Annotated in this window: 23 protein-coding genes; 5 read left to right on the top strand and 18 right to left on the bottom strand. The window is 55.0% G+C overall.

Features of this window, described 5'->3' with window-relative positions; genetic code table 11:
- Positions 1–77 precede the first annotated feature (77 nt).
- The 8 genes from P40081_RS02585 to P40081_RS02545 form a co-directional block, all read right to left on the bottom strand.
- The gene (locus tag P40081_RS02585) at positions 78–1,775 is read right to left on the bottom strand and encodes a type 2 periplasmic-binding domain-containing protein (protein WP_042133124.1); all 1,698 of its coding nucleotides are present in this window, start codon (positions 1,773–1,775) and stop codon (positions 78–80) included.
- A 100-nt stretch (positions 1,776–1,875) separates the two neighbouring features.
- The gene (locus P40081_RS02580; protein WP_042133123.1) at positions 1,876–2,766 is read right to left on the bottom strand and encodes a carbohydrate ABC transporter permease; all 891 of its coding nucleotides are present in this window, start codon (positions 2,764–2,766) and stop codon (positions 1,876–1,878) included.
- 18 nt (positions 2,767–2,784) lie between these two features.
- A complete protein-coding gene (locus tag P40081_RS02575; RefSeq protein WP_039309713.1) occupies positions 2,785–3,774 on the bottom strand; it encodes an ABC transporter permease in 990 nt (329 codons plus the stop codon).
- Between the two features lie 139 nt (positions 3,775–3,913).
- Positions 3,914–4,048 (bottom strand): hypothetical protein, encoded by a 135-nt coding sequence (locus P40081_RS39670; protein WP_256704074.1) that lies wholly within the window; start codon positions 4,046–4,048, stop codon positions 3,914–3,916.
- Positions 4,049–5,132: 1,084 nt separating this feature from the next.
- The gene (locus tag P40081_RS02565; protein WP_042133118.1) at positions 5,133–8,360 is read right to left on the bottom strand and encodes a hypothetical protein; all 3,228 of its coding nucleotides are present in this window, start codon (positions 8,358–8,360) and stop codon (positions 5,133–5,135) included.
- A 327-nt stretch (positions 8,361–8,687) separates the two neighbouring features.
- On the bottom strand, positions 8,688–10,031 hold the full coding sequence (locus P40081_RS02555; protein ID WP_042133113.1) for a glycoside hydrolase family 30 protein: 1,344 nt from the start codon (positions 10,029–10,031) through the stop codon (positions 8,688–8,690).
- Positions 10,032–10,133: 102 nt separating this feature from the next.
- A complete protein-coding gene (locus P40081_RS02550) occupies positions 10,134–11,150 on the bottom strand; it encodes a LacI family DNA-binding transcriptional regulator (RefSeq protein ID WP_042140688.1) in 1,017 nt (338 codons plus the stop codon).
- Positions 11,151–11,203: 53 nt separating this feature from the next.
- Entirely contained in the window at positions 11,204–11,686 is a 483-nt protein-coding gene (locus P40081_RS02545) for a hypothetical protein (RefSeq protein ID WP_042133111.1), read from the bottom strand.
- A 291-nt stretch (positions 11,687–11,977) separates the two neighbouring features.
- Between P40081_RS02545 and P40081_RS02540 the strand changes: the two genes are divergently transcribed.
- Entirely contained in the window at positions 11,978–12,781 is an 804-nt protein-coding gene (locus P40081_RS02540) for an HNH endonuclease (protein ID WP_042140687.1), read from the top strand.
- 110 nt (positions 12,782–12,891) lie between these two features.
- On the opposite strand, the gene P40081_RS02535 is transcribed toward P40081_RS02540, so the two are convergent.
- Complete coding sequence (locus tag P40081_RS02535; protein WP_042133109.1) at positions 12,892–13,086, bottom strand: YwbE family protein; 195 nt, start codon at positions 13,084–13,086, stop codon at positions 12,892–12,894.
- 79 nt (positions 13,087–13,165) lie between these two features.
- On the opposite strand from P40081_RS02535, the gene P40081_RS02530 reads away from it, so the two are divergent.
- Positions 13,166–13,468, top strand: coding sequence for a hypothetical protein (locus P40081_RS02530; protein ID WP_039310552.1), 303 nt, complete (start codon positions 13,166–13,168; stop codon positions 13,466–13,468).
- 38 nt (positions 13,469–13,506) lie between these two features.
- On the opposite strand, the gene sdaAA is transcribed toward P40081_RS02530, so the two are convergent.
- From sdaAA to P40081_RS02515, 3 genes are all read right to left on the bottom strand, one after another.
- Entirely contained in the window at positions 13,507–14,385 is an 879-nt protein-coding gene (gene sdaAA, locus P40081_RS02525; protein WP_042133107.1) for an L-serine ammonia-lyase, iron-sulfur-dependent, subunit alpha, read from the bottom strand.
- Positions 14,382–15,092 carry an L-serine ammonia-lyase, iron-sulfur-dependent subunit beta gene (gene sdaAB, locus P40081_RS02520; RefSeq protein ID WP_042133105.1) on the bottom strand — a complete coding sequence of 237 codons (711 nt, stop codon included), beginning with the start codon at positions 15,090–15,092 and terminating at the stop codon, positions 14,382–14,384. The genes sdaAA and sdaAB overlap by 4 nt, the downstream gene beginning before the upstream one ends.
- A gap of 123 nt (positions 15,093–15,215) precedes the next feature.
- The gene (locus P40081_RS02515; protein WP_039310545.1) at positions 15,216–15,632 is read right to left on the bottom strand and encodes a GNAT family N-acetyltransferase; all 417 of its coding nucleotides are present in this window, start codon (positions 15,630–15,632) and stop codon (positions 15,216–15,218) included.
- A gap of 146 nt (positions 15,633–15,778) precedes the next feature.
- Here P40081_RS02515 and P40081_RS02510 point away from each other — a divergent pair, with 146 nt between their 5' ends.
- The gene (locus P40081_RS02510; protein ID WP_042133103.1) at positions 15,779–16,675 is read left to right on the top strand and encodes an SDR family oxidoreductase; all 897 of its coding nucleotides are present in this window, start codon (positions 15,779–15,781) and stop codon (positions 16,673–16,675) included.
- Between the two features lie 67 nt (positions 16,676–16,742).
- Complete coding sequence (locus tag P40081_RS02505; protein ID WP_039310540.1) at positions 16,743–17,198, top strand: hypothetical protein; 456 nt, start codon at positions 16,743–16,745, stop codon at positions 17,196–17,198.
- Between the two features lie 146 nt (positions 17,199–17,344).
- Here P40081_RS02505 and P40081_RS02500 read toward each other — a convergent pair whose 3' ends face one another.
- From P40081_RS02500 to P40081_RS02490, 3 genes are all read right to left on the bottom strand, one after another.
- A complete protein-coding gene (locus tag P40081_RS02500; protein ID WP_042133099.1) occupies positions 17,345–19,282 on the bottom strand; it encodes a bifunctional ADP-dependent NAD(P)H-hydrate dehydratase/NAD(P)H-hydrate epimerase in 1,938 nt (645 codons plus the stop codon).
- Between the two features lie 202 nt (positions 19,283–19,484).
- Positions 19,485–20,117, bottom strand: a complete 633-nt coding sequence (locus P40081_RS02495) for an NAD(P)-dependent oxidoreductase (RefSeq protein ID WP_042133097.1) — start codon at positions 20,115–20,117, stop codon at positions 19,485–19,487.
- Between the two features lie 51 nt (positions 20,118–20,168).
- Positions 20,169–20,585 carry a GNAT family N-acetyltransferase gene (locus P40081_RS02490; RefSeq protein ID WP_042133096.1) on the bottom strand — a complete coding sequence of 139 codons (417 nt, stop codon included), beginning with the start codon at positions 20,583–20,585 and terminating at the stop codon, positions 20,169–20,171.
- 271 nt (positions 20,586–20,856) lie between these two features.
- On the opposite strand from P40081_RS02490, the gene P40081_RS02485 reads away from it, so the two are divergent.
- On the top strand, positions 20,857–21,165 hold the full coding sequence (locus tag P40081_RS02485; RefSeq protein ID WP_042133093.1) for a hypothetical protein: 309 nt from the start codon (positions 20,857–20,859) through the stop codon (positions 21,163–21,165).
- 127 nt (positions 21,166–21,292) lie between these two features.
- On the opposite strand, the gene P40081_RS02480 is transcribed toward P40081_RS02485, so the two are convergent.
- From P40081_RS02480 to cysT, 3 genes are all read right to left on the bottom strand, one after another.
- The gene (locus P40081_RS02480) at positions 21,293–21,514 is read right to left on the bottom strand and encodes a YezD family protein (protein WP_039299580.1); all 222 of its coding nucleotides are present in this window, start codon (positions 21,512–21,514) and stop codon (positions 21,293–21,295) included.
- 110 nt (positions 21,515–21,624) lie between these two features.
- Positions 21,625–22,488 carry a sulfate ABC transporter permease subunit CysW gene (gene cysW / locus P40081_RS02475; protein WP_042133091.1) on the bottom strand — a complete coding sequence of 288 codons (864 nt, stop codon included), beginning with the start codon at positions 22,486–22,488 and terminating at the stop codon, positions 21,625–21,627.
- 202 nt (positions 22,489–22,690) lie between these two features.
- The gene (gene cysT / locus P40081_RS02470; RefSeq protein WP_042133089.1) at positions 22,691–23,542 is read right to left on the bottom strand and encodes a sulfate ABC transporter permease subunit CysT; all 852 of its coding nucleotides are present in this window, start codon (positions 23,540–23,542) and stop codon (positions 22,691–22,693) included.
- Positions 23,543–23,638 lie beyond the last annotated feature (96 nt).

Raw genomic sequence — 23,638 nt, 5'->3', positions numbered from 1 at the left:
GGAGCCTTGTAGATCCCGTTACTAGAAAATAACCCAAAAGCCCGCGGTTAGCGGGCAATTGGGTCTTATATTGGAGACTACATTCCGAGTTTTTTCTTGTTCTCTTCATATTTAGTCTGGCGGTATGCATCGAAGGTCGCTTGACCTTCCTTCTCTTTTTTGGTGAGATATTCAGACCAGATCTTATCGAATTCCGCATCGGATTCAGCCATCAGCAGCTTCGGCATGGTTTTGCCGCGCAGCTGTTTCAGCTTGGTCGCGATGATGCCTTCCGGCGAGTTACCGCTAGGATCAATCAGCTGGAATTCCGAAGTATTAATAGATTTCCCGCGGGTCCAGTCTTCCAGTTGTTTGAACGGCTCAACGGATTTTGGTGCCCATTGGTCAGTAATATTCGTATTTTGCATCATCCAGAAGGTGAATGAAGAGCCGTATTGCTTATCAAATGCTGCACGGTCCGAGTTCATCAGCTTAAGGGCTTCAGGGAGGAATTGATCCTTGCCCTCAATTGTATCATAGCTGACCCCTTTTTCGCCCAGGAAAAGATCCTTTTGGCCTTCTTCACTGTTCAGGTAGCTGAGGAATTTAATTGCGCGTGCTTTATCCTTAACATCCTTCGAGATCAGGGTAACGGTCCAGCCGGAGATCCCAGGGCCATTCAGTGTAGGCTGATCCAGTTTGGTGTTGGCTGGTCCATCTACAGCAATGTAGACCATCTCAGGATTCTTCTGGAAAATAGTTCCTTGCTGGGAAGCAAAGTCTGTACGTTGATACAGCATTGCGAAGTAGCGTCCCTGTACGATTTTTTCTTCCATTTGTGCCCGTTTGTCAATGAAGATATCTTTTGCCAACAATCCGTCCTGGTTAGCCTGGCGGAGTGTTTTCATCCAGCGTACATATTCAGGATCGGTTTCACGGTCATATACCTTGCCGTCTTTTTCCCAAGGAATCGCCAGGAAGTTCTGAATGTAGCCTTCCAGCGAGTCGTTGCCGTTCTCAGTGAACTCATGCAGACCCAGCGGAATCAGCGGCTGGCCGTTGACTTCAGGGAATTTCTCCTGTGCAGTCTTCAGCGCAGCGAGGAAGCCTTCAGGGGTACGCATATCCGGACTGCCGATGGCTTCATAAATATCCTTGCGGACTGCGAACGTCTGGTTCGATACATAGGTATCGCCATATTTTTCATAGTCGGCAGGAGAAGAGGAGGAGTTAGGATAGCCGTATACATTGCCGTCCGGCTGAGTGTACCAGCCAAGCTTATCTTTATCGGAAACTTTGTAGAAGTACGGGTCGTATTCATCAGCCAGCTTGTTCAGCGGAAGCACCAATTCGCCTTCTACCATTTTTTTGATGGCATCTTCCCAGTAGCCGAGGGTGATGAAGTCAGGCAGCTTGCCGGAAGCAATCAGCGTGTTCAGCTTCTCATTCTCATTCCCTGCAGGCACGATAAAGTTAACATTAACGCCGGTCTTCTTCGAAACATATTGCGAAGTTGGATCTACGCCCCATTTGTTGGCAAACCAGGCAAAGTTCAGATACCAGTCGAAGGTGATTGGTGAAGTGTCGCTCATCCAGCCTGGCTCATCGCCTGTTGCTGCCGGAGCTGTCGTTTCTGTTGCATTGGTTGCCGGTGCCTCTGTAGCTTCAGCCGGCTTCTCCGTTGCTGTATTTCCGTTTGCGGCATTATTATTGCTTGAACAACCCGCTGCAGAGAATGTCAGCATTAGTCCCAAGAGCAGCAGGACCATTTTCTTTGGCTTATGTTTCATGCCCATGCTTGTTTACCCCTTTTCTAGAAAATAGTAATTATAAGCTCAACCCCGCTGCCCGCAAGACAATGGGCTCCGGAGGAGTTACCCTGTGGTTCGCAGATGCTCAGCCTTTGATGGAGCCGATCATCATGCCTTTAACGAAATAGCGCTGCAGGAACGGATAGACGAACACGATTGGCAGCGTTGTGACAACCATGGTTGCCAGCTTGATGGACTGGGAGGTTACCGATCTTGTGGCCGCGCTGCCCTGGACAGCAACCATCATCGTATTCGAGCTGGACTGGGCCACGACCCGGAACAGATAGGTCTGAATCGGCTGAAGGTCCACATTGTTCACATAGATGATGCCGGCAAAATAATCATTCCATTGATACACGCCGTGGAACAGCGCGATGGTGGCAATAACCGGCATGGAGACCGGAAGCACGATCCGCAGTAAGATGGACCAGTCATTGGCTCCGTCAATCCGCGCTGCTTCTTCCAGACCCTCGGGGATCTCCCGGAAGAAGGTCATGAAGATAATAAGATCGAAGAAGCTGAACATGACAGGAATGATAAAGACCATGAAGTTATCGAGTAAATGCAGATCACGCATCAGCAGGAAGGTTGGGATCAGGCCGCCGTTAAAGAATAATGTAATGGTGCCGATCAGAATGTAGAGCTTGCCGCCAACCAGATCCTTGCGGGACAAGGCATAAGCTACCATCGCTGTAAAGAATACATGCAGAGCCACACCAAGGACTGTCTTGAGTACGGTAACCCCCATCGCCAGCATAATCCCCGGACTTGCAAATACTGCATCGAAGTTCTTCAGTGTGAACATCCGCGGCCACCAGTAAATCCCGCCCAGCATGGCGTCATTACCGTCATTGAAAGCGTTGACGAGCACATACCAGATCGGATACAGCGTCAGGAAGCAGACGCAGAGCATAACCAGATTGTTGACGATATCGAAAATTGCTTCGCCTTTGGTTTTACGTTTAAGAGCAAACATATATAGGTCCTCCTTGTCCTAGAACAGCGACGTGTCGTTGATTTTTTTGGATACCTGATTGGCAATCAGCAGCAGAATCAGTGCAATGACCGCTTTGACCAGGGTGACCGCCGCAGAATAGGAGAAGCGGTTGGAGACAATACCTGTCTGATAGATATAGTAATCAATTACATTGGAAGTGCTGTCGTTAAGCGAATTCCGCAGCACCAGAATCTGGTCGAAGTTCGAGTTCAGTACACCGCTGACTGCCAGGACGAACAGGATGCTGATCGTGGCCCGGATGGCCGGCAGAGTGACAAACCACATTTTCTGGAAACGTCCTGCGCCGTCAATCGTTGCTGCCTCATACATTTCCGGAGACACGCCGGCAATCGCCGCGAGGTAGATAATCGCTGACCAGCCAAGCTCCTTCCAAATGTCGGAGGTGATGATTATCGTCCAGAAGTAACTCGGTTCAGCCAGGTAAGTGATCGGTTTGTCAATCAGATTGAGGGCAAGCAGAATATTATTGATAATCCCTATATCCGCGAGCCAGGTGGCCAGAATGCCGCCAAGCACAACCCAGGAGAGGAAATGCGGCAGATAGGAGATCGTCTGAATCGTCTTCTTGAATCTGATGGAACGGACCTCATTGAGGAACAGGGCGAATATGATCGGCAGCGGGAACCCGATAAGCAGCTTGATCAAGCTGATCCCGAGAGTATTGCGGATAACATTCGGCAGATCCTCATCTGCGAACAGTTCCCTGAAATGCTCCAGGCCCACCCAAGGGGCTTCAGCGATCGACTTGACGATATTATATTCCTTGAAAGAAATAATCAAGCCGTAGATCGGGATGTAGTTGAATATGATCATCCACACTACACCAAGCAGTGCCATGGTCTGCAGATGACGCTGGGCTACAAATTTCCTCCAGAGCGTATTTTTGCGAACTGAACCGGTTTCGATTGACGCCGGAATGAGCGGCCCCATTACCGGATTTGGTTTGGTGCTTTGTTTGTTCTCCATCGTATGGACCTCCAAAATCCCCAACTTTAATGTGTGAAGCGTTTTCATCTCTATGTATTTATTGTATGCGTTTTAGTATTTGGGCGTAAGGTCCCAGATTTCGTATTTGGGGGCTCATTTTTCGGCTTGGCTCAAAAACTCAACCGCCATCGGAGATCGGCTGCCGGAAGCCCTGAACTTCCGGCAGCCATTGTCTCTTCCCGATCGAAACCCCTTCCGCGCTTGCATGGGTGAGTGCTACTCTGCCCGTTTGGGACAAATTCAAAGCTGCCAATCCCTCGGGGCTGCTGGTTTTGCCTACTTTTAGAGGAATGAGGGGCACTTCTGCCCCTCATTTCAACCTATCGCCTACTTCCGGCGGATTCAGGGGCACTTCTGCCCCTCATTCCAACATTCCGCCGACTTCCGGCGGATTCAGGGGCACTTCTGCTCCTCATTTCACCCTACCGCCTACTTCTGGCGGATTCAGGGGCACTTCTGCTCCTCATTTCACCCTATCGCCTACTTCTGGCGGATTCAGGGGCACTTCTGCCCCTCATTCCAACATTCCGCCGACTTCCGGCGGATTCAGGGGCACTTCTGCCCCTCATTTCACCCTGTCGCCGACTTCCGGCGGATTCAGGGGCACTTCTGCTCCTCATTTCACCCTACCGCCTACTTCTGGCGGATTCAGGGGCACTTCTGCTCCTCATTCTACCCTATCGCCGACTTCTGGCGGATTCAGGGGCACTTCTGCCCCTCATTCCAACATTCCGCCGACTTCCGGCGGATTCAGGGGCACTTCTGCTCCTCATTTCACCCTACCGCCTACTTCTGGCGGATTCAGGGGCACTACTGCTCCTCATTTCACCCTATCGCCTACTTCTGGCGGGTTTAGAGGGATTTATCCCTTTAATTTGCTCATTCCGCCTACTTCCGGCGGATTTAGAGGGATTTATCCCTCTAATTTGCTCATTCCGCCTACTTCCGGGGGATTTAGAGGGATTTATCCCTCTAATTTGCTCATTCCGCCCACTTACGGCGGATTTAGAGGGATTTATCCCTCTAATTTGCTCATTCCGCCTACTTCCGGCGGAATCAGAGGGCTTAAGAGCTTCTGCTCCTCATTCCCCGTATCGCCGACAACTGGCGGATTCAAGAGTATTCACCTTTAATCCACCTAACCCCGGGCAATTAAAAGGAGGCCCAACCGGGCCTCCTTCCTGTACCTTTATCAACTTGAATGAATATATAGATTGAACTTGTATTTTTGCTATTATGGGATTGCCGTGGCTCCAAAGAATATTTGGCCCTCCAGCCGCTGTTGTCTACAAATTTCTTGAATTTAACCCGCTGTTTCGCGGTGGAAATCCGCCTGATTATTCCATTACCGCACGGATGGCGGCAATCTCTCCGCGCCGCAATGCCTCGGCATCCCCGCCGCGCAGCAGGCCGCCGGCAATCAGGCGTTCCTCGCCGCTGCGGAATTGCAGCGTCAGATTCTGAATGACCGCCTTGCTGCCGCCGAAGGTATCGGCATGACGCGGATTATAATACGTTACTTCCGTACTTCCCAGCAACGTGAAGGATACATGCCCCTGCTCATCGAACAGCCAGCCGGGAAGGGCCGGATTCAGCTGCAGGGTTAACTCGCCGTCTTCCACAGAGAACAGCCGGCTGCCGGCCATCATCGTTCTCCACATGCTCAGGAACTCCGCCGTAGAGCCGCTCAGCCGGGCAACAAAACCTCTGCCATGCGTTGCAGGATCGGGATTGCCGCCTGTTGAGATGAACGAGGAATTCTCCAGTGTACTGCGACCGTAGACTTCAGGGTCAAGGAACGGAATCAGCGAGGTTTTCAGCTCGCTGTAGAATTCTTCGTACAGCCCCGCCTTCAGCAGCTCAAGCAAATATTTGTACGACATGTGCAGGAAATTGGATTCCCGCTCCTGCCAGCCCGGTGTGAAGGCCCGGATGCGGCCGATCTCATGCGATTCTTCTTCCAGCGACACTGAAGTCCGGTACATCGATGTAACCGGATCAAAGAGCCCGCTCTGTTTCACTTTGCTGTAGATTCCCTTGGCGGTTTCCTTGCTGTCCAGCGTTTTGAGCCAGCGGGCAGGACCTTCCAGGAAATACGGCAGGGCAGCAGCTTCGAACTCTTCAACCAGAGCCTTCGGCAGCCCGTAGCCGCTGATGACCGGCTCTCCGGCTTCATCCGTTACAGGCTGGAACCGTGTTGCCTCGAAGCGGAAATAGGTCGGAACCAGTCCGCCGCCAATCCCTACCGCACGCTCAATACCCTGATCCACCTTACGCAGCCATTTGCCCAGTGCCTCACGGATGACCGCAAGGGAGATTTCGGCGGTCTCGCCTGTAATTCCGAAGCGGATCTCTGCCCGGTAAGCCTCGCGCGCCGAAGCTACGCGGTCCCAATACGGGAATTGGGCCAGTGAACCGTCAAGCACTTCAGTTACAGCACGGTTCACCTGCTCAAGCAGCGAAGCCATCTCTAACGGAAGCGCTACTGTTGAAGGAAGATCCGCGCCGCTCTCCAGGGCTTCCAGCATGAACACAAGCATCCGCTTGAGTTCAAAGGTCTCGCTCATTCCGGAGCCGACCAGTCCCGGCAGACCGTTCATAGCATCATTCCAGCCAGGCTTGTTGCCTTCCATCTCTACACCCATCCCGTAAGGATCAAGCGTGGCAAATTTGTTCATGGCAAGCGACAGCATCTTCACAAACAGACTGGTCCGGTAGATCTCCCCGTGCCCGCCTTGTGTGCGCAGCCACTGGGTATCGCTGGCCTTGCGCTTCAGCTTGTGCAGCTTCTCCTCATCCTCCAGCAGCGCTCCGAATTGCCGCACCTGCCCGCCGCTGATTACATATTTCTCGCTGCGCGGCAGCACATAAGCCGGGCTGTCATAGAACGTATAAGTCTCGTCCCCGAACAGCAGCGCCTCCTGCCGTTCCGGATAAATATCCAGATAACCTTCCACCAGATCAAGATTGTAGGTCCAGTGATCGGACCAGAAGCCTTCTCCGAAGGCGGCTTCAATGTTCTGCTGCGACAGGGCAAGCACACCGCTGAGGAATTCCTGCTCACTGATGTTCAAAGCAAGATTGTGATCCGCAATGTAGTTAATCAGGCTGCCTGGTGTGAAGCGTCCGGCCAGCAGCCGCTCAAATCCGGCATGATGCTCCACAAGCGCCCCGGTAACCCATGCTTTAAGCTTCTCTCCCTCACCCGGCAGAATTTCAAAGCTGGTACCCTGCACGCTAAGCGGATTGTAGCCGTCAGCCTGAATCAGACTGTAGAACATCTTGATGTTGAAGCTGCCTACCTTCGGGTGGAAAAACACATCGCTGCGCCGGTTCTGGTTCATATCTCGGAAATTGCCGTTGCCCTGCGAATAATATTCAGGCGCCAGCGAGAAGAAGTTGTAATCCCGTTCCATATCGCCATGCTTGCGCGAGTATAGATGTACAACGAAGCCTTCACCGCCGTTATCAAAAATAAACGGATAGCCCCCGCGCAGAAAATTGTCGAGATAAGACTGGCGGCAATAAGCATCGAACAGCGGCGAGGAGGTATGCGTAGCAATATCAGCCGTTAAATCCTCGGTCAAACTGGCCGCTTCCTGTGCCTTGGCGGTAAAATAATCTTCCCGGCAGAGCTCAGCCGCCCGATGATTGATTCTGGCAATATCATTTACATGCCCAATGATTGTATTCAGCTTCAGCGAAGCTCCCGGTGCAAGTGTTCTGGATACGCCGCTGAAGCCGCACGGCACCTTGTTGGTTGGGTATTGGGCCTGTGCAAGCAGCTCCGCCAGCGGAAGCTCCGCGAAGCGGTCGGGATACGTCAGCGAAGTATTGCCGCCGAAGATTACTTCATAATCTACGACCGGATACAGCTGTTCTCCTTCCGCTGTGGAGGAGAGATAGAAGTGCCCGCTCTCAATCAGGCTCATTTCCGCATCGTCATTTGTGCTGGAGCGCAGCTTGTAGAACGGAATTCCGTTCTCCAGGTTATACACATCCATCCAGCTGCGCAGCAGGTTGCCCATCTCTTTGTAGCCCCCGTTCGCTACGCCGAAGGGAAGAACCTCCGGAAGACCGTCGAGCAGCTCCAGCCCCAGCTCTGTCCCGCTGATATTCTCGATCTCCACCTGCCGGATCAGCGCGGCATAATCATCACCCGGCAGGTTGAAGTAGTGGACCGTCGTCTTCAGCCCATGTCCTGCATGTGACTCCTCAATGGTCAGTCCGTTCGGCAGGATCGTCATGATCCGCTTGGCCGCCGGGTCAGGGCGTGCCGACTGGAACGGCTCATAGACTTCTGCTGTACCCTTCAGCTTGATGAAGGTGCGGAATCCGGTGGAGGCTACATTCTTATACGAAATATTGGCCGGAGAGAACTCCATAATCGGCGAATTTTTGTCCCGTACTCCGAAGCTGCTGATTCCTTGACCCCGGTTCACGTAGAACGTCCACATCGGGATCCCCTTCAATCCGGCAAGTCCGGGCAGGAAGCTGGCGAACGGTTTGCCTTCGTGGAACTGCTCTATGACAAATTTACCTGAATCGAAATAATAATGGCTCATGCTTAAGTCCTCCTAAAAGTTTGTTGATATATGCTTTTGTTGCTCTGTTGCGGCAAGTTTGCTCAAGGCAGCCTCTGCTTCCTATGCAGTTCCTGAATGATTGCACTTCCTGCATTAGAAATTGCTTTATTATGCCCTGAACATCATTCTGTTGTATTTCATACATTTGATTTCCGTTTTTTTGCGGCGGATTTAGGCGACATCTGCTGTAGATAGTACAATAGACGGCCTCAAGCAAGAGTGTCTCAACTCGCGCTGAATCAGCCTTTGAATCGATCCCATCCGCTTCGTTTCTGTTCATCTTCTTCATGTCTGCTGCCAGCTGGCTTAACCTTGCGAAATCAGATGTGTGGCAATGGAATGTGCAGGCAATGTGCACTCAGCGATTTCGCCGCCGAGGCCAAGCGTCAGGGAGCGTTCTGCTTCGCCTTCGTTCATCAATACAACAGCGATGCTGCCGTCCGGATTGCGGAACGCCGCTGACAGCACGCCTTCCGCAGCCGACTGCAGCCCGATCCGCACAGCACCCGGTGCAATGAATTTGCTGAAATGCCCGATGTAATAATACGAGCTGTTATAGTGAACCTCGTCCGTAGCCGTATCCGCAATCACCGGAGCATCGCAGAGATTCCCCACATGATTCGGTCCGCCCGTCTCATCCAGCACCAGATTCCAGTCCAGATAGCCCTCTGTCCAGGCATTCAGATCGCCGATCATATTCCGGCCGTAGCGCTCACCCGTGAACCATTCCCCCAGACGCACGCCGCCTTCCTGGCAGCCTTCGGTGAAGAGCACATGCTTATCCGGGAAAAGCTCATGCACCTTCTCCACCTTGTCGAACTCCTCACCGCCGTACCAGTGGATTCCGGTTCCCCATACATACTGCGCTGCTTCCGGATCGGATAGAATCGGTGTCACGCGTTCGATCATAATATCCCGGTTGTGATCCCAGATGACGATGTTCACATCCTCCATTCCGGCCTCGCGCATCACCGGGCCGAGGTGGTTTTTGACGAAATCGCGTTCTTCTTCAGCAGTGTATACACAGGAGTCCCAAGTCTGGACTGCCGCCGGCTCATTCTGCACCGATACCGCCCAGACCGGAACGCCCTCTTTACGGTAAGCCTCGATGAATTTGGTATAATAGCGCGCCCAGACTGCAGCATATTCCGGCTTCAGCGAACCGCCGTTATTCATCTCCCCGTTCGTTTTCATCCAGGCCGGCGGGCTCCAAGGCGAAGCCAGCATCGTGAAAGGCCCGCCTTTGACCTCCATAGCATCCTTAATGAGCGGCAGGACCCACTGGTGATCATGCGAGATATCGAAGGTCGTAAGCTCCGTATCCTCATCCTGTACATAGGTATAGTTGCCGAGCGCGAAGTCACAGCTATGAATATGCACGCGGCCCATACTGTAATTCAGCCCGTCCACCGGGTGAAAATAACGCCGGATGACCTCTGCCCGTTTCTCCGGACTCATCCGGGACAAGGTATACGCAGCCGCTTCAGTGAAAGCGCCGCCAAAACCAATGATTGTTTGATACTCCTGCTCCGGCTGCAGCAGTATATCTGCTGTGGTACCGGGAATTCCCGCCTTGAACTGAATACCTTCCCTGGAGCTCAGACGATCTGCTGTATCTTTGGCGGTTACTACGGTTTGAACGGTTGGCATGTGGGTTCACTCCTTCATCATTTGAATTCGAAATAAAACGAAAGAAATCGAAACCGGTTTCGATTTTGCTGAAAAAAAATGCATTCCCGGTTGAACGCACTTTTATCTCTTGACCGGCGGTGCACAGGAATCTCTGACGATGATCTCTACAGGCAGAACCAGCGCCTCCTGATTTGTACGCGGCCCGTTCATCGAAGCCAGTAAAAGCTCCGCCGCCCGGGTACCCAGCAGCTCCGTGTTCTGGCGGACGGTGGTCAGCGCAGGGGTAACATATCCCGCAAGCTCAATATCATCATAACCCATGACTGAAATATCCTCCGGTACAGACAGGCCCTGATCCTTGGCAGCCATTACGGCACCCAGTGCAAGCAAGTCACCTGAAGCAAACACGGCAGTTGGCCGTTCCGGCAGCTCCAGCAAAGACTTCATTGCGCCGTAACCGTTCTCCAGAGAGTAGAATGCTCCCTCGGCAACATATTCGTCCGGCACCTCAAGACCCTGCTGCTCCATCGCCGCTCTGTACCCCAGCTCCCGCTGTTGTCCCGGATACGTATTCCCGCCTCCCGAAATATGGGCAATTCTGCGGTGTCCGAGCGATACCAGATATTCCACTGCCTGCAGTGCACCGGTCATATTATCCGAGCAGACCGTATGCGACAACTCCGTTTCGAAATCGAGAACCACTGTAGGAATATCACTCTCCAGAAGCTCCCGGAAATAAGGATCCTCATAATCGGAAAGGAACACTACAACCCCATCGACTCCGCGAATCCGGCAGTTCTCCAGATATCCGCTCTGCTTGCCGCCGACATCCTTCGAGATAAACATGAGGGCGTAACCCTTGGCTACGGCAACCTGCTTGAAGCTCTCAATAACCGCACTGAAGAAAGGATGGCGGATACCCGCTCCCGTGTTCTCCACAAACAGCACACCGATCGTCCAGGATTTCTTGGTCGTCAGTGTACGCGCATGCGCATTAGGAAGATATCCCATTTCCTGGGCGGTACGCAGTATTTCCTGCCGCGTCTTCTCCCGCACGTCAGAGTAGTTATTGAACGCCTTGGATACCGTGGTTGGTGAATAGCCGGTTCTTTTGGCAATATCGTATATGGTAGTCACTTCCGGTTCACTCCCGCGGCCCAAATGAAAGCCCTTTTATGTTCACTGTCATTCTAACTTCTTTCAGAACGGCCGTCCAGCATAAAATATCTCTGTACCGCAGGCAGCAGCGTAACGATCTGAACCAGCATGCCCAGAGACATGTAGAAAACATGAACAATACTGACTGTATCCATCATATACGTCTGCACCATAATCCAGATAATCTGGCCAAAGCCGATATAAAGCGAGAAGCTCCATGCTGCATGCAGCGCCTTAAACGGAGTGAGCGAATAGCCCCAAGACCACTCAGGCTGCTTAAAAAGACCATAGAGCACCATTAGCGGCAGCAGCCCAAAAATGACCAGCAGCAGAATGCCGGGAATTGCATAACTGTCAAAGGGCGATCTTTCCAGTATGGACGCCGGCATTCCAATCATTTCACCACTGGGATCGGCGAGCAGGACCAGCCCTCCGGCGACAGCTCCAAGGCCTAAGAATGCCTGAAGCACAAATAGCAGTCTTACGGCCCCGGGCTTTTTTTCACTAACGGTCATTCAGCTTCCTCCTCTCTGGTTCATAATTATTGTATTCCTATACAAGCCTCATCATCGATTTACGGCCTTACTTTGCGAGTTTACGGGTTTTTCCTCAAGACTGCGAAGAAGGATGTCACAGCCCTGGAGATTTGCGGCTTTTGGCGCATGCTGTGTGAATACCTGTGCTTTACGCTATACTATTATCAAATCGATGAAATCACATGGCGGTATACCGTAAATAAGTTTCTATTTCAAAATACAGAAGGGATTGGACAGTTGCGGCTGAGGGCCGTCCTGCCAAGTATACTTATGACTGAAACTATTCTTCCTCCATCCAAACAATGTACCTATTGCCATCAGCTTAAGCCGCTCTCCGAATTCCGCAGACGTACAGGCAAGCGCTCCAAGGGTATCTCCCGGCGCGGAGCCTGCCGGGAATGCCGCAAGCTACGTGAAGCAGGGGCTGCGGCTGCGCCGCCGCGTGCAAGCGCGGCACCCGCACTGCCGGAGCGTCCGCCCGGCACAGGGACTGCCAAGCGGGATAAGACACTGGTCTCGATCTCTGCAGCGGGCTCCGGAGCTGCCAAACCGCCTGCTGCCTTGGGCCGTCAGCCTTCCTTGCCCGAACGTGCCAAGGAAGGCCGCGGCAGCGCGGGTACCTCCGGCCTCAAGGGCAAGTCCCGTCCGCGCAGTGCGGAAACGGGACGCACGATCCCCCAGCAGCGCGGACCGAAGCCCGATCCCCAGGATGCCTCTGCGCTCATCCCTTCAGGCAAGGGTATGATTCTGATGCGCGGGCACAGCGACAAAGGCCGGCGCTGGCATCAGGAGATTGATCTTGCGCTTGCGGTAACGCTTGTCCGGGAGCATGCCGCAGTTGTCGTGAACCGCCGTACAATCCGCCGCTTATACAGCAATAAGGATTTCCGCGCCTATATTCTGACCCGGGACCAGTATATCTGCTATTTCTGCGGCTTATACGGGGATACCATTGACCATCTGCTGCCCCGTGCCAAGGGCGGGCACACTACGCCGGACAACTGTGTCTGCGCCTGCAATTTATGTAATCAGACCAAGGCCGACCAGTATGTAGAGGAGTTCATGGGCCGTTAAGCAGGCTCATGATCCTGTACGCAAATCAAAAGGCGCCTCTTACCCCGGCGGCTGCCCAAGGGACACAGCCGCCCCGGCTCGCGGCGCTTCTTCATTCTTCTGTATACTGCTTAACCTGTAATGTTCTTGACCCGTCCTACCTGTCCGTCAGTCAGCCGCACTTTGATTCCGTGCGGATGGCGGGGCGAATTGGTCAGAATGTCTTTAACCGCGCCATGTGTGAGTTTGCCGGTCGCCTGATCCTGCTTCAGTACAATATCAACCTGAAGTCCGGGGCGGATATCCGCTCTAACTTGCCCGTTCATGTTCTTCTCCCCTTTCCGGAAATATCTTATATTCTTGTATTTAATCAATTCACTATGATCAATAAGGATGATGACAGCTATGGCCTTTGGCATTAACAGAGCAGAACTAGCCCGCTGGAAACAAGCGGTCTCCGCTGGTGAAATCGCGTTCCTTACGCATTACTGGCTGGACAAGCGTTTTCCTGACATCACCACAGTGACCAAGGTCGGGTGCAGTGATCTCCCCCGCCTGAGGGAGTGGTGCAGGAAGAACGGTCTTCCGCCGCAATATATTCATAACCGCCAGCCGTTTCCCCACTTCGACCTGATGGGACCGAAGCAGGAGGAAATCCTCCGGCGTGAGGGGCTGTGGGATCAGCTTGAACGGTTCCGTATGCTATAGCCCCGCAAAAATGGCTGACGTCCGAAAGCTCCCGCAGCTTATTTCTTGTTCCGTAAATCCTTCATAATCCGGCGGCCGGTTGGCGTCTGCGCCAGTCCGCCCCCCGCCGTCTCGCGGTGCTTCTCGGGCATGGCGGAGCCTACCTCCAGCATGACCTTGATCACTTCATCGGACGGTATCACACTGCGGACACCGGCCAGTGCCATATCGGCCGCAGCAAGTGCCGTGACGGCACCGAAGCCGTTACGGACAATACATGGAATCTCCACAAGTCCGCCTACCGGATCACAGATCAGCCCCAGTGTATTCTTCAGTGCCAGCCCTACGGCATGCACGGCTTGCGCCGGTGTGCCGCCGCGCATTTCAGTCAAGGCCCCTGCCGCCATCCCGATGGCTGAGCCGACCTCGGCCTGACAGCCGCCTTCCGCTCCCGATACAAAGGAATTGTTGGCAATAACATACCCGATGGCTCCAGCCGCGAACAGGCCGGTAACCATATAGTCATCATCCCAGCCGAAGCGCTCCTGACAGCTCAGGAACACCCCGGGAATGATTCCGCAGGAGCCTGCGGTCGGCGTAGCGATAATCCGCCCCATGGAAGCATTCACTTCCGAAACCGCAAGAGCATACGCCATGGCCTGGCCGGCAGGACCGCCAAGGCAAGGTTCATCCGCTGCATTGTAAGCAGCCACACGCTGGGCGTCAAGTCCTGTCAGGCCGCTGCGCGAGGTGGTGTCTTCATGCATGCCGCGGTGCACCGCTTCCTTCATTACGCCGTAATACTGGCTCATGGTAGCGAACTCCTGCTCCTTGGAACGTCCAGACTCCGCGCTCTGCTCCTCAAGCATCAGAGCGCCGATTCCCAGACCCCGCTCTTCACATAATACAGCCAGCTGGCTGAGTGTTTGAAAATTCATGATGTAATGTCCTTTCCTTTCTGCTCATGTGCCTGTTCATTCAAATCGACAACTTTCACGGACTTCACAGCCGGCAGCGCCCGCAGATTCCGCAGCAGCTCCGGTGTAGCGGCTTCATCCAGCTCCAGCACCGTCAAGGCTGCTCCGCTGCGGTTCTTGCGGTCCAGCGACATATGTCCAATATTGCACTGGCCCTGCCGCATTACATCCGTAACGCTGGCCAGTACGCCCAGATAGTCCATATGATTAATCAGCACGGTTGGATACATGCCGGTAAGCTTCACGCCAAATCCGTCAATATCAACAATTTCGATATTGCCGCCGCCGATCGAAATCCCGGTAAGCATCAGCTCTGTGCCGCTCTCGCTGCCGGTAAGCCGCAAGCGGACCGTATTGGGATGGGGGAACAAGCCCGTCCCCTGACCGAAGGAAACCTCCATTCCGGCTTCGGCAGCAAGCTCTATGGAATCCGGCAGCCGGTGGTCATCGGTCGTAAAGTCCAGCAGACCTCCGGCGATAGCCCGGTCTGTTCCATGTCCCTGATACGTGGCCGCAAAAGAACCGAAGAACGTGACTTCTGCCGTACGCGGCAATTCACCGAGCACCTGGCGTGCCGCTCTGCCGATCCGCGCCGCCCCCGCTGTATGCGAACTGGAAGGTCCGACCATCGCCGGACCGATAATTGAGAATACATCTTTAAACCGCATCGCTCAGGTCTCCCGCTATCAAAATTCGACATTGCACATAGAATAGTGCAAGTCATTTGTAAAGCTCCTATATATTATACTGCGTCCGGACAAAAGCTACACTATTACATTGTTTGTGACCTATCAGCTGTTCCGCGAGAACAGTACAAGGCCATCCCGCTCCTGCCAGCCGGTGCCTGACCAGAAGCTGCGGCCCAGAGCGTTATGCCCGATGACCATCAGATGGCATTTACTGATGCCTTCCTCCCGCAGTCTCTCCAGGCAGCGTGTGACCATCTCACGCCCGGCACCCTTACCCCGGCTGCTGCTGCTGACAGCCACATGATACATATATCCTCTGCGTCCGTCATGTCCGCACACCGCTGTACCCGCAAGTGTACCGTCCTCATCCACACACACCTGGCTGATTCCCGGATTACGCTCCAGATAACGGATAATTTCCCCGCGCGAGTCCGCTTCACTAAGACCCATCCCGTCCGTATTCTTCCATAATTGATAAGCTGCCTCGTAATCATCGGCTGTCATTGGTCTGTATAGCATTAGTTATTCTCTCCATTTCTAAGTTTTTAGTATGTAAAGTTAAGAGCGTCTTAAGGATCACCCAGAAGAGGACTGCGGCGCACGCTTTTCTGGGCGCATGCATACCAATATACGGAGAGCCAACAGGCAAGGAGGAGTATCACCCGATGAATCCCGTTTACCCCTATTACGGAGAAAAGACGGTATGCCGCGTGCAGCCTATCGCCTTCCCCCCACAGCATCAGGACCGCCAGCCGGGGCTGGAGAGTCTGATGAATCCGCGTCCGATCAGCGAGAACCCCGAGAGCAGCAGCGGCAGGCTCAAAGGAAAGGTTGCCCTGATTACCGGCGGAGACAGCGGCATTGGAAGAGCAGCCGCCATCGCTTTTGCCAAAGAAGGGGCAGATATTGCCATCGCTTACTTGGACGAAGCTTCTGATGCCGCAGCTACGCAGCACCGGATAGAAGAGCTTGGACGCCGCTGCCTGCGGATTGAGACGGATCTGCGCTATAAAGAGTGCTGCTTCGAAGCGGTGGAGCACACCGTGCGGACCTTCGGCAAGCTCGACATTCTGGTGAATAACCACGCCGTCCAATATCCGCAGAAGAGCATTCTGGATATCACAGAGGAGCAGCTGTACCAGACCTACCGCACCAATATCTTCCCTTTCTTCTTCCTGACCCAGGCCGCACTCCCGCATCTGCACAAAGGAAGCTGCATTATTAACACCGCCTCCATTACCGCTTACCAGGGCAACAAGGAGCTCATTGACTATTCCTCCACCAAAGGCGCCGTTGTCTCGTTCACCCGCTCTCTGGCTCTTTCACTGGCGGACAGCGGCATCCGCGTCAACAGTGTAGCTCCCGGTCCGGTATGGACACCGCTGATTCCTTCCAGCTATTCCGCTGAAGAGGTCAGTGTATTCGGCACAGACACCCCGTTCAAGCGGGCGGCACAGCCCTATGAGCTGGCAGGAGCCTATGTCTATCTGGCCAGCCCTGATGCTTCCTATGTAACAGGCACCTGTATTCATGTTAACGGAGGGGACATGGTTACAAGCTGATTCATGCGCCGGATTCGTCCGGTCATTCCGGCCGTGCTCTTCACCCACCCCGAAAGGATGTTAAGCGATGACCACACATAAGGATTATGATCTGCCTTCTGTCCGCCTGACTGCGGGCATGTACGCACTGACCAAGCTGTCGGCCGCCGGACTGACCTTTATTCTCGTTTCCCTGTTTATGCTCGGCCATGGCTACGAAGGCGGAGTGCCGGATGGCTGGCCGGTATCGGTGCCGTATGCCATCTACGCTTACGGCTTACCGGCAGCGATACTTGCCGATGCCCTGCTGCGCATGTTCCGGTCCACTTCGCTCAGTCCGGCCCTGGTGTTATACGCCGTAGCCGGCTTTGGAGCCGGCCTGTGGCTGGCTTCTGAGCAAGGCGGCGATGCAATGACCAGCGGTCTTGCCGGACTTGTAGTGCTGCTGTTGTTCCGGTTCGCCCAGATTGCCGGCGAACGCTACCCGCTCCTGCTTCCCTTCTTCGCCTTGTTTATTCCGCTGCTCTGCCTGGTCTTGTTCTGATACAGTGCTTCCGCAGGCAGAGCTGTATCACTAATCCATTCAGGGCAGAGCAGTGCTACCCTTAGACTCGCACTGGCGCAGCAGAAGCGGCAGGATCACGGGTATGGTGTATAGATAATGAGCCGCAGCAGCTCCGGAGTTACGGTTCACAGCGCCTCAATAATATCCCCGGCGATCAAGGCCGCCGGGTTATCCCGTTTCCGGGCGGCCCGTTCTCCGGCCAGCCCATGGAGATAGACCCCAAAGGCTGCCGCCTGTGCAGCATCCAGGCCCTGGGCCAGCAGGCCGGAGATGATTCCGGTCAGCACATCACCCGCACCGCCGGTTCCCATACCCGGATGACCCGTGATGTTCACATAAGCCTGTCCTTCGGGCGTTGCTATGACTGTATGGGCTCCCTTGAGCACCAGGATTACGCCGTGCGCTGCGGCATAAGACAGCGCCAGTCCGATCCGGTCACGCTGCACCCGGGCTGTAGAAGTCCCTGCCAGCCGGGCCATCTCCCCGGGATGCGGGGTCAGAATTACCGGATGGCGGCGGGTCCAGGACCCGTAATCGGCATCTGCCAGTATATTCAGCGCATCCGCATCGAGAATCAGGGGAGACTCCGTCTCCTCCCAAAGCCTGCGGAGCCAATCCGTATCTCCTTCGAACCGGCCAAGACCGGGGCCGACAGCTATACAATCGCGGCTTCCGCTTAGCTGCAGCACTTCAGCCGCCGTACCGGCATTCCATTCCCCGTCGCCGCCGGATACCGGGGCCAGCATCAGCTCAGGTGCGCAGCCGATCACATAGGGCAGCAGCTTATCCGGCAGCGCCCACGTCACCAGCCCGCAGCCGGCGCGCAGCGCAGCGCGGGCGCACAGCAGACCGGCGCCGCTCATGCGCAGGCTTCCTGCTGCCAGCAGGACATGCCCGTAAGTGCCCTTGTGGCCTTCGGGCGAACGGCGGCGCGACACGTCGACCTGCAGACGTGTCCGCAGCACTTCCGGCGTCAGCAGGCTGACCGGGACGCCGCTCTCACGCGCCAGGGCAGCGGGGATGCCGATGGAGCGGACCACCACCTGCCCGGCTGCTCGGGCGCCGGGATACTGCAGCAGCCCGCGTTTGAGGAACGCGAGGCAGACGGTCACCGACGCATGAATGCAGGGCTCATGCGTCTCGCCCGTGTCCGCGTCCAGCCCGCTGGGGATGTCCGCGGACACAATAGGCCTGCCGCTGGCGTTCGCAGCGGCAATCAGCTCCGCATAGGCACCGCGCGGGGCTCCCGCGCTGCCTGTGCCGAGCAGCGCATCTATGATGCCGCTGCATGCGGCAAGGTCCACAGCATCCCTGCCGTAGACTGCGGCAGGGATGCCCATGGCTGCAGCGGCATCCCGCTGCAGCGCGGCTTCGCCGGCCAGCGACTCCGGCGCGGCCGCGTACACCAGCGTGACGGCGATGCCGGCCTCACGCAGGTGCCTGGCGGCGGCGAGCCCGTCGCCGCCGTTGTTGCCTTTGCCGGCGAGGACGAGCCAGTGCTCGCCGCCGGCAGCGGTAAGCGTCAGCGCCGGGTCGGCGCTGACAGAGAAGCCCGGCGGCTGGACCGCCGGCCCGCCAGCCGCATAGCTCCGCGTTCCTTCGCCTCCGCCGCCCACCGCGCCCGCTCCATAGCTCTGCGTTCCTCCTCTTCCACCGCCCGCGCTGCCCACGGATCCTGCCCCGTAGCATCGCCCCTCTACATCCGTGCTCCCTATGCCGCCGCCCACGCCTGCCGCATAGCTCTGCGTTCCTTCGCTTTCACCACCGGCCAGGCCCGCTCCATAGCTCTGCGTTCCTCTGCCTCCGCCGCCCACCACGCCCGCTCCATAGCTCTGCCTTCCGCCGCCCACGCCGCCCACGGATCCTGCCCCGTAGCATCGCCCCTCTGCATCCGTGCTCCCTATGCCGCCGCCCGCGCCTGCCCCCCGCCGCCGGCACAATGCGATGACCTCCTCGGCAATCGCCCGCCCGGCGTTCTCCATCAGCGCAATTGCCGGAATTCCCAGCCGCTCAATCGTCTCGCGGTCGAATGCCCGCATCTCCTCCGCAGTTACCACATCCATAGCCAAGCCCCCCTTTAGTTGCTTCGATTGTACCCAGTACTATAGAATCAGGCAAATTGCAGACTTTGACACATCCTCATCCGGCTAAGGCGCCCGGAATGACAGCAAAAAGCCCTCCTGAGCGTTCAAGAGGACGGGCTTAAAGCTTACGAAGCCTGCATTCTAGGCCGCTTTATTTCCTGACAAGCTTAAACTGTAGCTATTAATACCCCACTGTAAAACGGGTCTTGCTGAAATTGCCTTCCTCCAGCTCATCGATAACCGCTACCGCGAAATCCTGGATGCTGATGCTGCTCCGCCCGTTCTCGTCCACAATTAGACGGTCCAGACCAATCCGGAACTGGCCGGTCCGGCGTCCGGCGCTAATGGCAGCAGGCGGACTCAGGTACGTGTAATCCAGCTCTGACCCTCTGTAGATTTCATAGGCATTGGCGTGAGCCGACGCAAGCGGACGGAAGTTCTCCGGGAAATCAGCCGTGTCCATCAGCCACTCCCCCGTTTCCGTCTTCAGGCTGCCTGCCCCGCCGATAACGATCAGGCGCTGGAGCCCGGCGGCACGCATCCCTGTCAGCAGGGAATCCGCCGCCTGCAGCAGATCATTCTCATGCCCCGGCGCCGGTCCGAATGCGCTGATAACCTCTTCATGTCCGTGCAGAGCTGCCGTTACCGTGGCCGGGTCCAGCAGGTCGGCTGCAACAACCTTAAGCCGGTCATGCTGAATACTGAAGGCTTCCGGTTTGCGGACGGCAGCGGTAACCTCATGTTTTCTTTTTAACGCTTCTTCTACAATCGCACTTCCGATCTTACCCGATGCACCAAATACTACGATATCCATTCTCTTGTTGCCTCACTTTCGTATTTGTTTGCAGCCCTGATCCTCTTTTCATCATGAACGCCGCAGGAACATCCCCTGAGAATCCGGCAGGACCGGTGCGAATCCATATTGGGCATACAGCCTGGAGGCTTCCCCGTCAGCAATGAGACTAATATACGCCTTGTCCGGCACGGTATCCAGAAACCGGCGGATTTCCCGCATAATTATTTTCCCCAGACCCTGCCCCTGAAAGGAAGGCTTCACGGCAATATCGGTCACCTGAAAAAAACAGCCCCCGTCCCCGATTACCCGTCCCATTCCAGCCAATATATCTCCTTCATACAAGGTTACAGCAAACGCGGAGCGGGGCAGCCCGATTCCGGCTCCCTCCACACTCATGGGACTAAGCCCGGCTTCCAGCCGCAGGGCCAGGTATTGCTCCACTGTTGGCAGCTCATGCCGGATATCCGGCTGCAATGTCTTGTCCATACATTATCCCCTCTTGTCATGATTATCCGCCTGCACGCGGACACTCCTGTTAACCTGTTACCAATATATATGACTGCAAGGTTTCGAGGCAAGGCAGCGCCTATCTTATCCGGAAAAATGAAACGCCCCGCCTCCCCCCGGCGTACAATTACTCAGAAATACAAACGGTTCTGCATCTGTTGCCGGCACAGGGTTATTCTTAGCCCGTATCCTTGGGTAAACTGTGGAATAGGATCTTTATAAGACTACTTGGAAGGCTGGTGGAGTTATTATGTCTCCGATAGGGAAATTATTCAAATGGGGAACTTTCGCTTATGAGGCTTTTCTGGCACTGCCGTTCATCGGCGGGGCATTTGTCGTAGCCAATGCCTGGGTACCGCTGGGGGTTGCTTTTCTGCTCCATGCCGTAGCTGTAATTATTCTGCTGAGAGAACGCGGATCTATCATCGGTAACGCAGTTGGTATCATCACCTCGGTGGTCGGTTTGATTCCTTTTGTCGGCTGGATTATGCATGCCATCACTGCCCTCATCCTGCTGGTGGAGGGAATCAGCGGATCACGGCGCAACACACGCTACTAAAGTAAAGCTTACACTAATGTCCCGGCATACAAAAGGGGTACCTCATTCAGCCATTTCCAGGCTTGTGAGATACCCCTTTTTTCTGTTCACGGAAATGTATGATCATTTATCAGTGCACTACAGATTGCTATCCTCGTCCCGCAGAACGGGAATCGGTCCGCCGGCTTCCGGTTTCTCCACTATAACGTGCATTTGCTGTGCTGTTCTCGAAACGTTTGCGCTCTGTGCGCTCCATCTGTACGATTTGACCTTCATGCACCACAATATGCAATGAGCCGAACTCCATATCGTCGAGAAGTTCCGTTATCCGCGCAAGCCATACCTCATCCACTTTCAGTGGTTTAGCCATTCTCCAGCCTCCCTTTCCCCGGACAGGGGAGTATCTCCGCCTAAATCCCGTTATTCCGTAATTACCACCTTGTATACTATGAATTAACTTAGCACGGACCCCAAGGACTGTCAATGAGCATTTTTACGTAAAAGCAGGCTCTTGACCATCATCGTCACCAGGGCCAGCAGGAGCAACAGGGAGGCAACGGCGAAGGATGCCGAAAATTGATATTCGTTGTACAGAATCTCGACATGAAGCGGCAGGGTATTCGTCTCTCCCCGGATATGCCCGGATACCACGGATACCGCGCCGAACTCCCCCATTGCCCGTGCATTACAGAGAATAATGCCGTACAGCAGACCCCACTTGATATTGGGCAGCGTCACGCGCCAGAAAATCTGCCAGCCGTGCGCACCTAGCGTAATGGCCGCCTCCTCCTCCTGTGTGCCCTGCTCCTCCATCAGCGGAATCAGCTCGCGCGCCACAAAAGGGAAGGTGATAAACAACGTAGCCAGCACAATACCTGGCAAAGCAAAAACAATCTTGATATCGTGATTGCTCAGCCAAGGACCGAACCAGCCATGCGAGCCGAATACCAGAATAAAGATCAACCCGCCAATTACCGGCGATACGGCAAATGGCAGATCGATCAGCGTAATCATAAAGCCCTTGCCGCGAAAACGGAACTTGGTCACTGCCCACGCCGCCGTTACACCAAAGATCGTATTCAGCGGAACGGTAATGGCCGCGACCAGCAGGGTCAGCTTCAGCGCCGAGGCGGCATCCGGATCGGTCAGCGCAGCCCAGTAGACATCCAGCCCCCGCTTCAGCGACTCCACCAGCACGATAATCAGCGGCAGGGCAATCAGCCAGAGCAATACAAGTCCGGCAAGGGAAATGAGCACCCATTTCACCGCTTTGGATTCAGTCGTCCGGGGGGACGACACGCCTTTTCGCGGCGCGGGGACATGTAAGGGAACCGTACCGGCCATTTTTATTCCTCCTAAAGTTTTGTTAGCTTAGGCATCTTGAATTTGCTTCGTACAAAACTAACTTCGAAAGCATTCGCTTAAGTTTTATGGAGCCTCCGCTCCTCGATAAACATCGCAATAAAACTCGCTTCGGAAGCATTCACTTAAGTTTTGTTAGCATAGGCATCTTGAATGGCCGCCGTTGTCCAGATTTCCTGAATCCTTAACGCGAGCTCTTCCGCGCCCAGTGCTGGAGGCTGTTGATGACCAGCAGCATCAGGAAGGAGATTAGCAGCAGCAGCAGCGCCACCGCTGTTGCTCCGGCATAATCGAACTGCTCCAGCTTGGACATGATGAGAAGCGGAGCAATCTCCGTACGCATTGGCATATTGCCGGAGATAAATACAACGGAGCCGTATTCGCCGATGCCCCGGGCAAAAGCCAATGCAAAGCCCGTAAGCAGCGGCGGGAACAGCTCCGGCATAACGATCCGCACGAAGGTCCGCCAGCGTCCCGCTCCCAGTGTGGCCGATGCCTCTTCCATATCCCTGTCCAGATCCTCCAGCACGGGCTGAACCGTGCGGACCACAAAGGGAATGCCGATAAACATCAGCGCCAGCGTAATGCCAAGCGGCGTGAAGGCTACCCGGAGGCCCAGCGGCTCCAGCAGGGAGCCGATCCAGCCGTTCTGGGAATAAAGTGCGGTCAGTGACACACCCGCTACAGCTGTAGGGAGCGCGAACGGCAGATCGATCAGGGCGTCGAATAGCCTTTTGCCCGGAAATTCATAGCGTACCAGCACCCAGGCCAGCAGCAGCCCCAGAACAGCATCGATCAGGGCTGCTGCTGCCGCTGTACTCAGACTGACCCGATAGGAGGCCAGGACACGGGCATCCGTAGCCACATCCCAGAACTTAGCCCAGCTGAGTCCCGTCGAATTGAAGAGCAGCGCTGACAGCGGAAGCAGAACGACAAGACTCAGATACAATACGCTGAACCCCATCGTAATTCCGAAACCCGGCAGAAGTCTGCGCCGTGACACAGCCCCCTCAGCAGCTTTAGTGGTGACATTCATTTGCCCATTCATCCTTTCCTGCCTTCGGCTCGTTGGCCGATCAGCAACCGGGCGGGACCCCGCCTGCAAAATTCGCCTTACCTGTTCTGCTCAGCT

The sequence above is a fragment of the Paenibacillus sp. FSL P4-0081 genome (assembly GCF_000758565.1).
GTDB classification, from domain to species: Bacteria; Bacillota; Bacilli; order Paenibacillales; family Paenibacillaceae; genus Paenibacillus_AQ; species Paenibacillus_AQ phytohabitans.
This window is presented reverse-complemented; position numbering and strand designations above follow the sequence as displayed.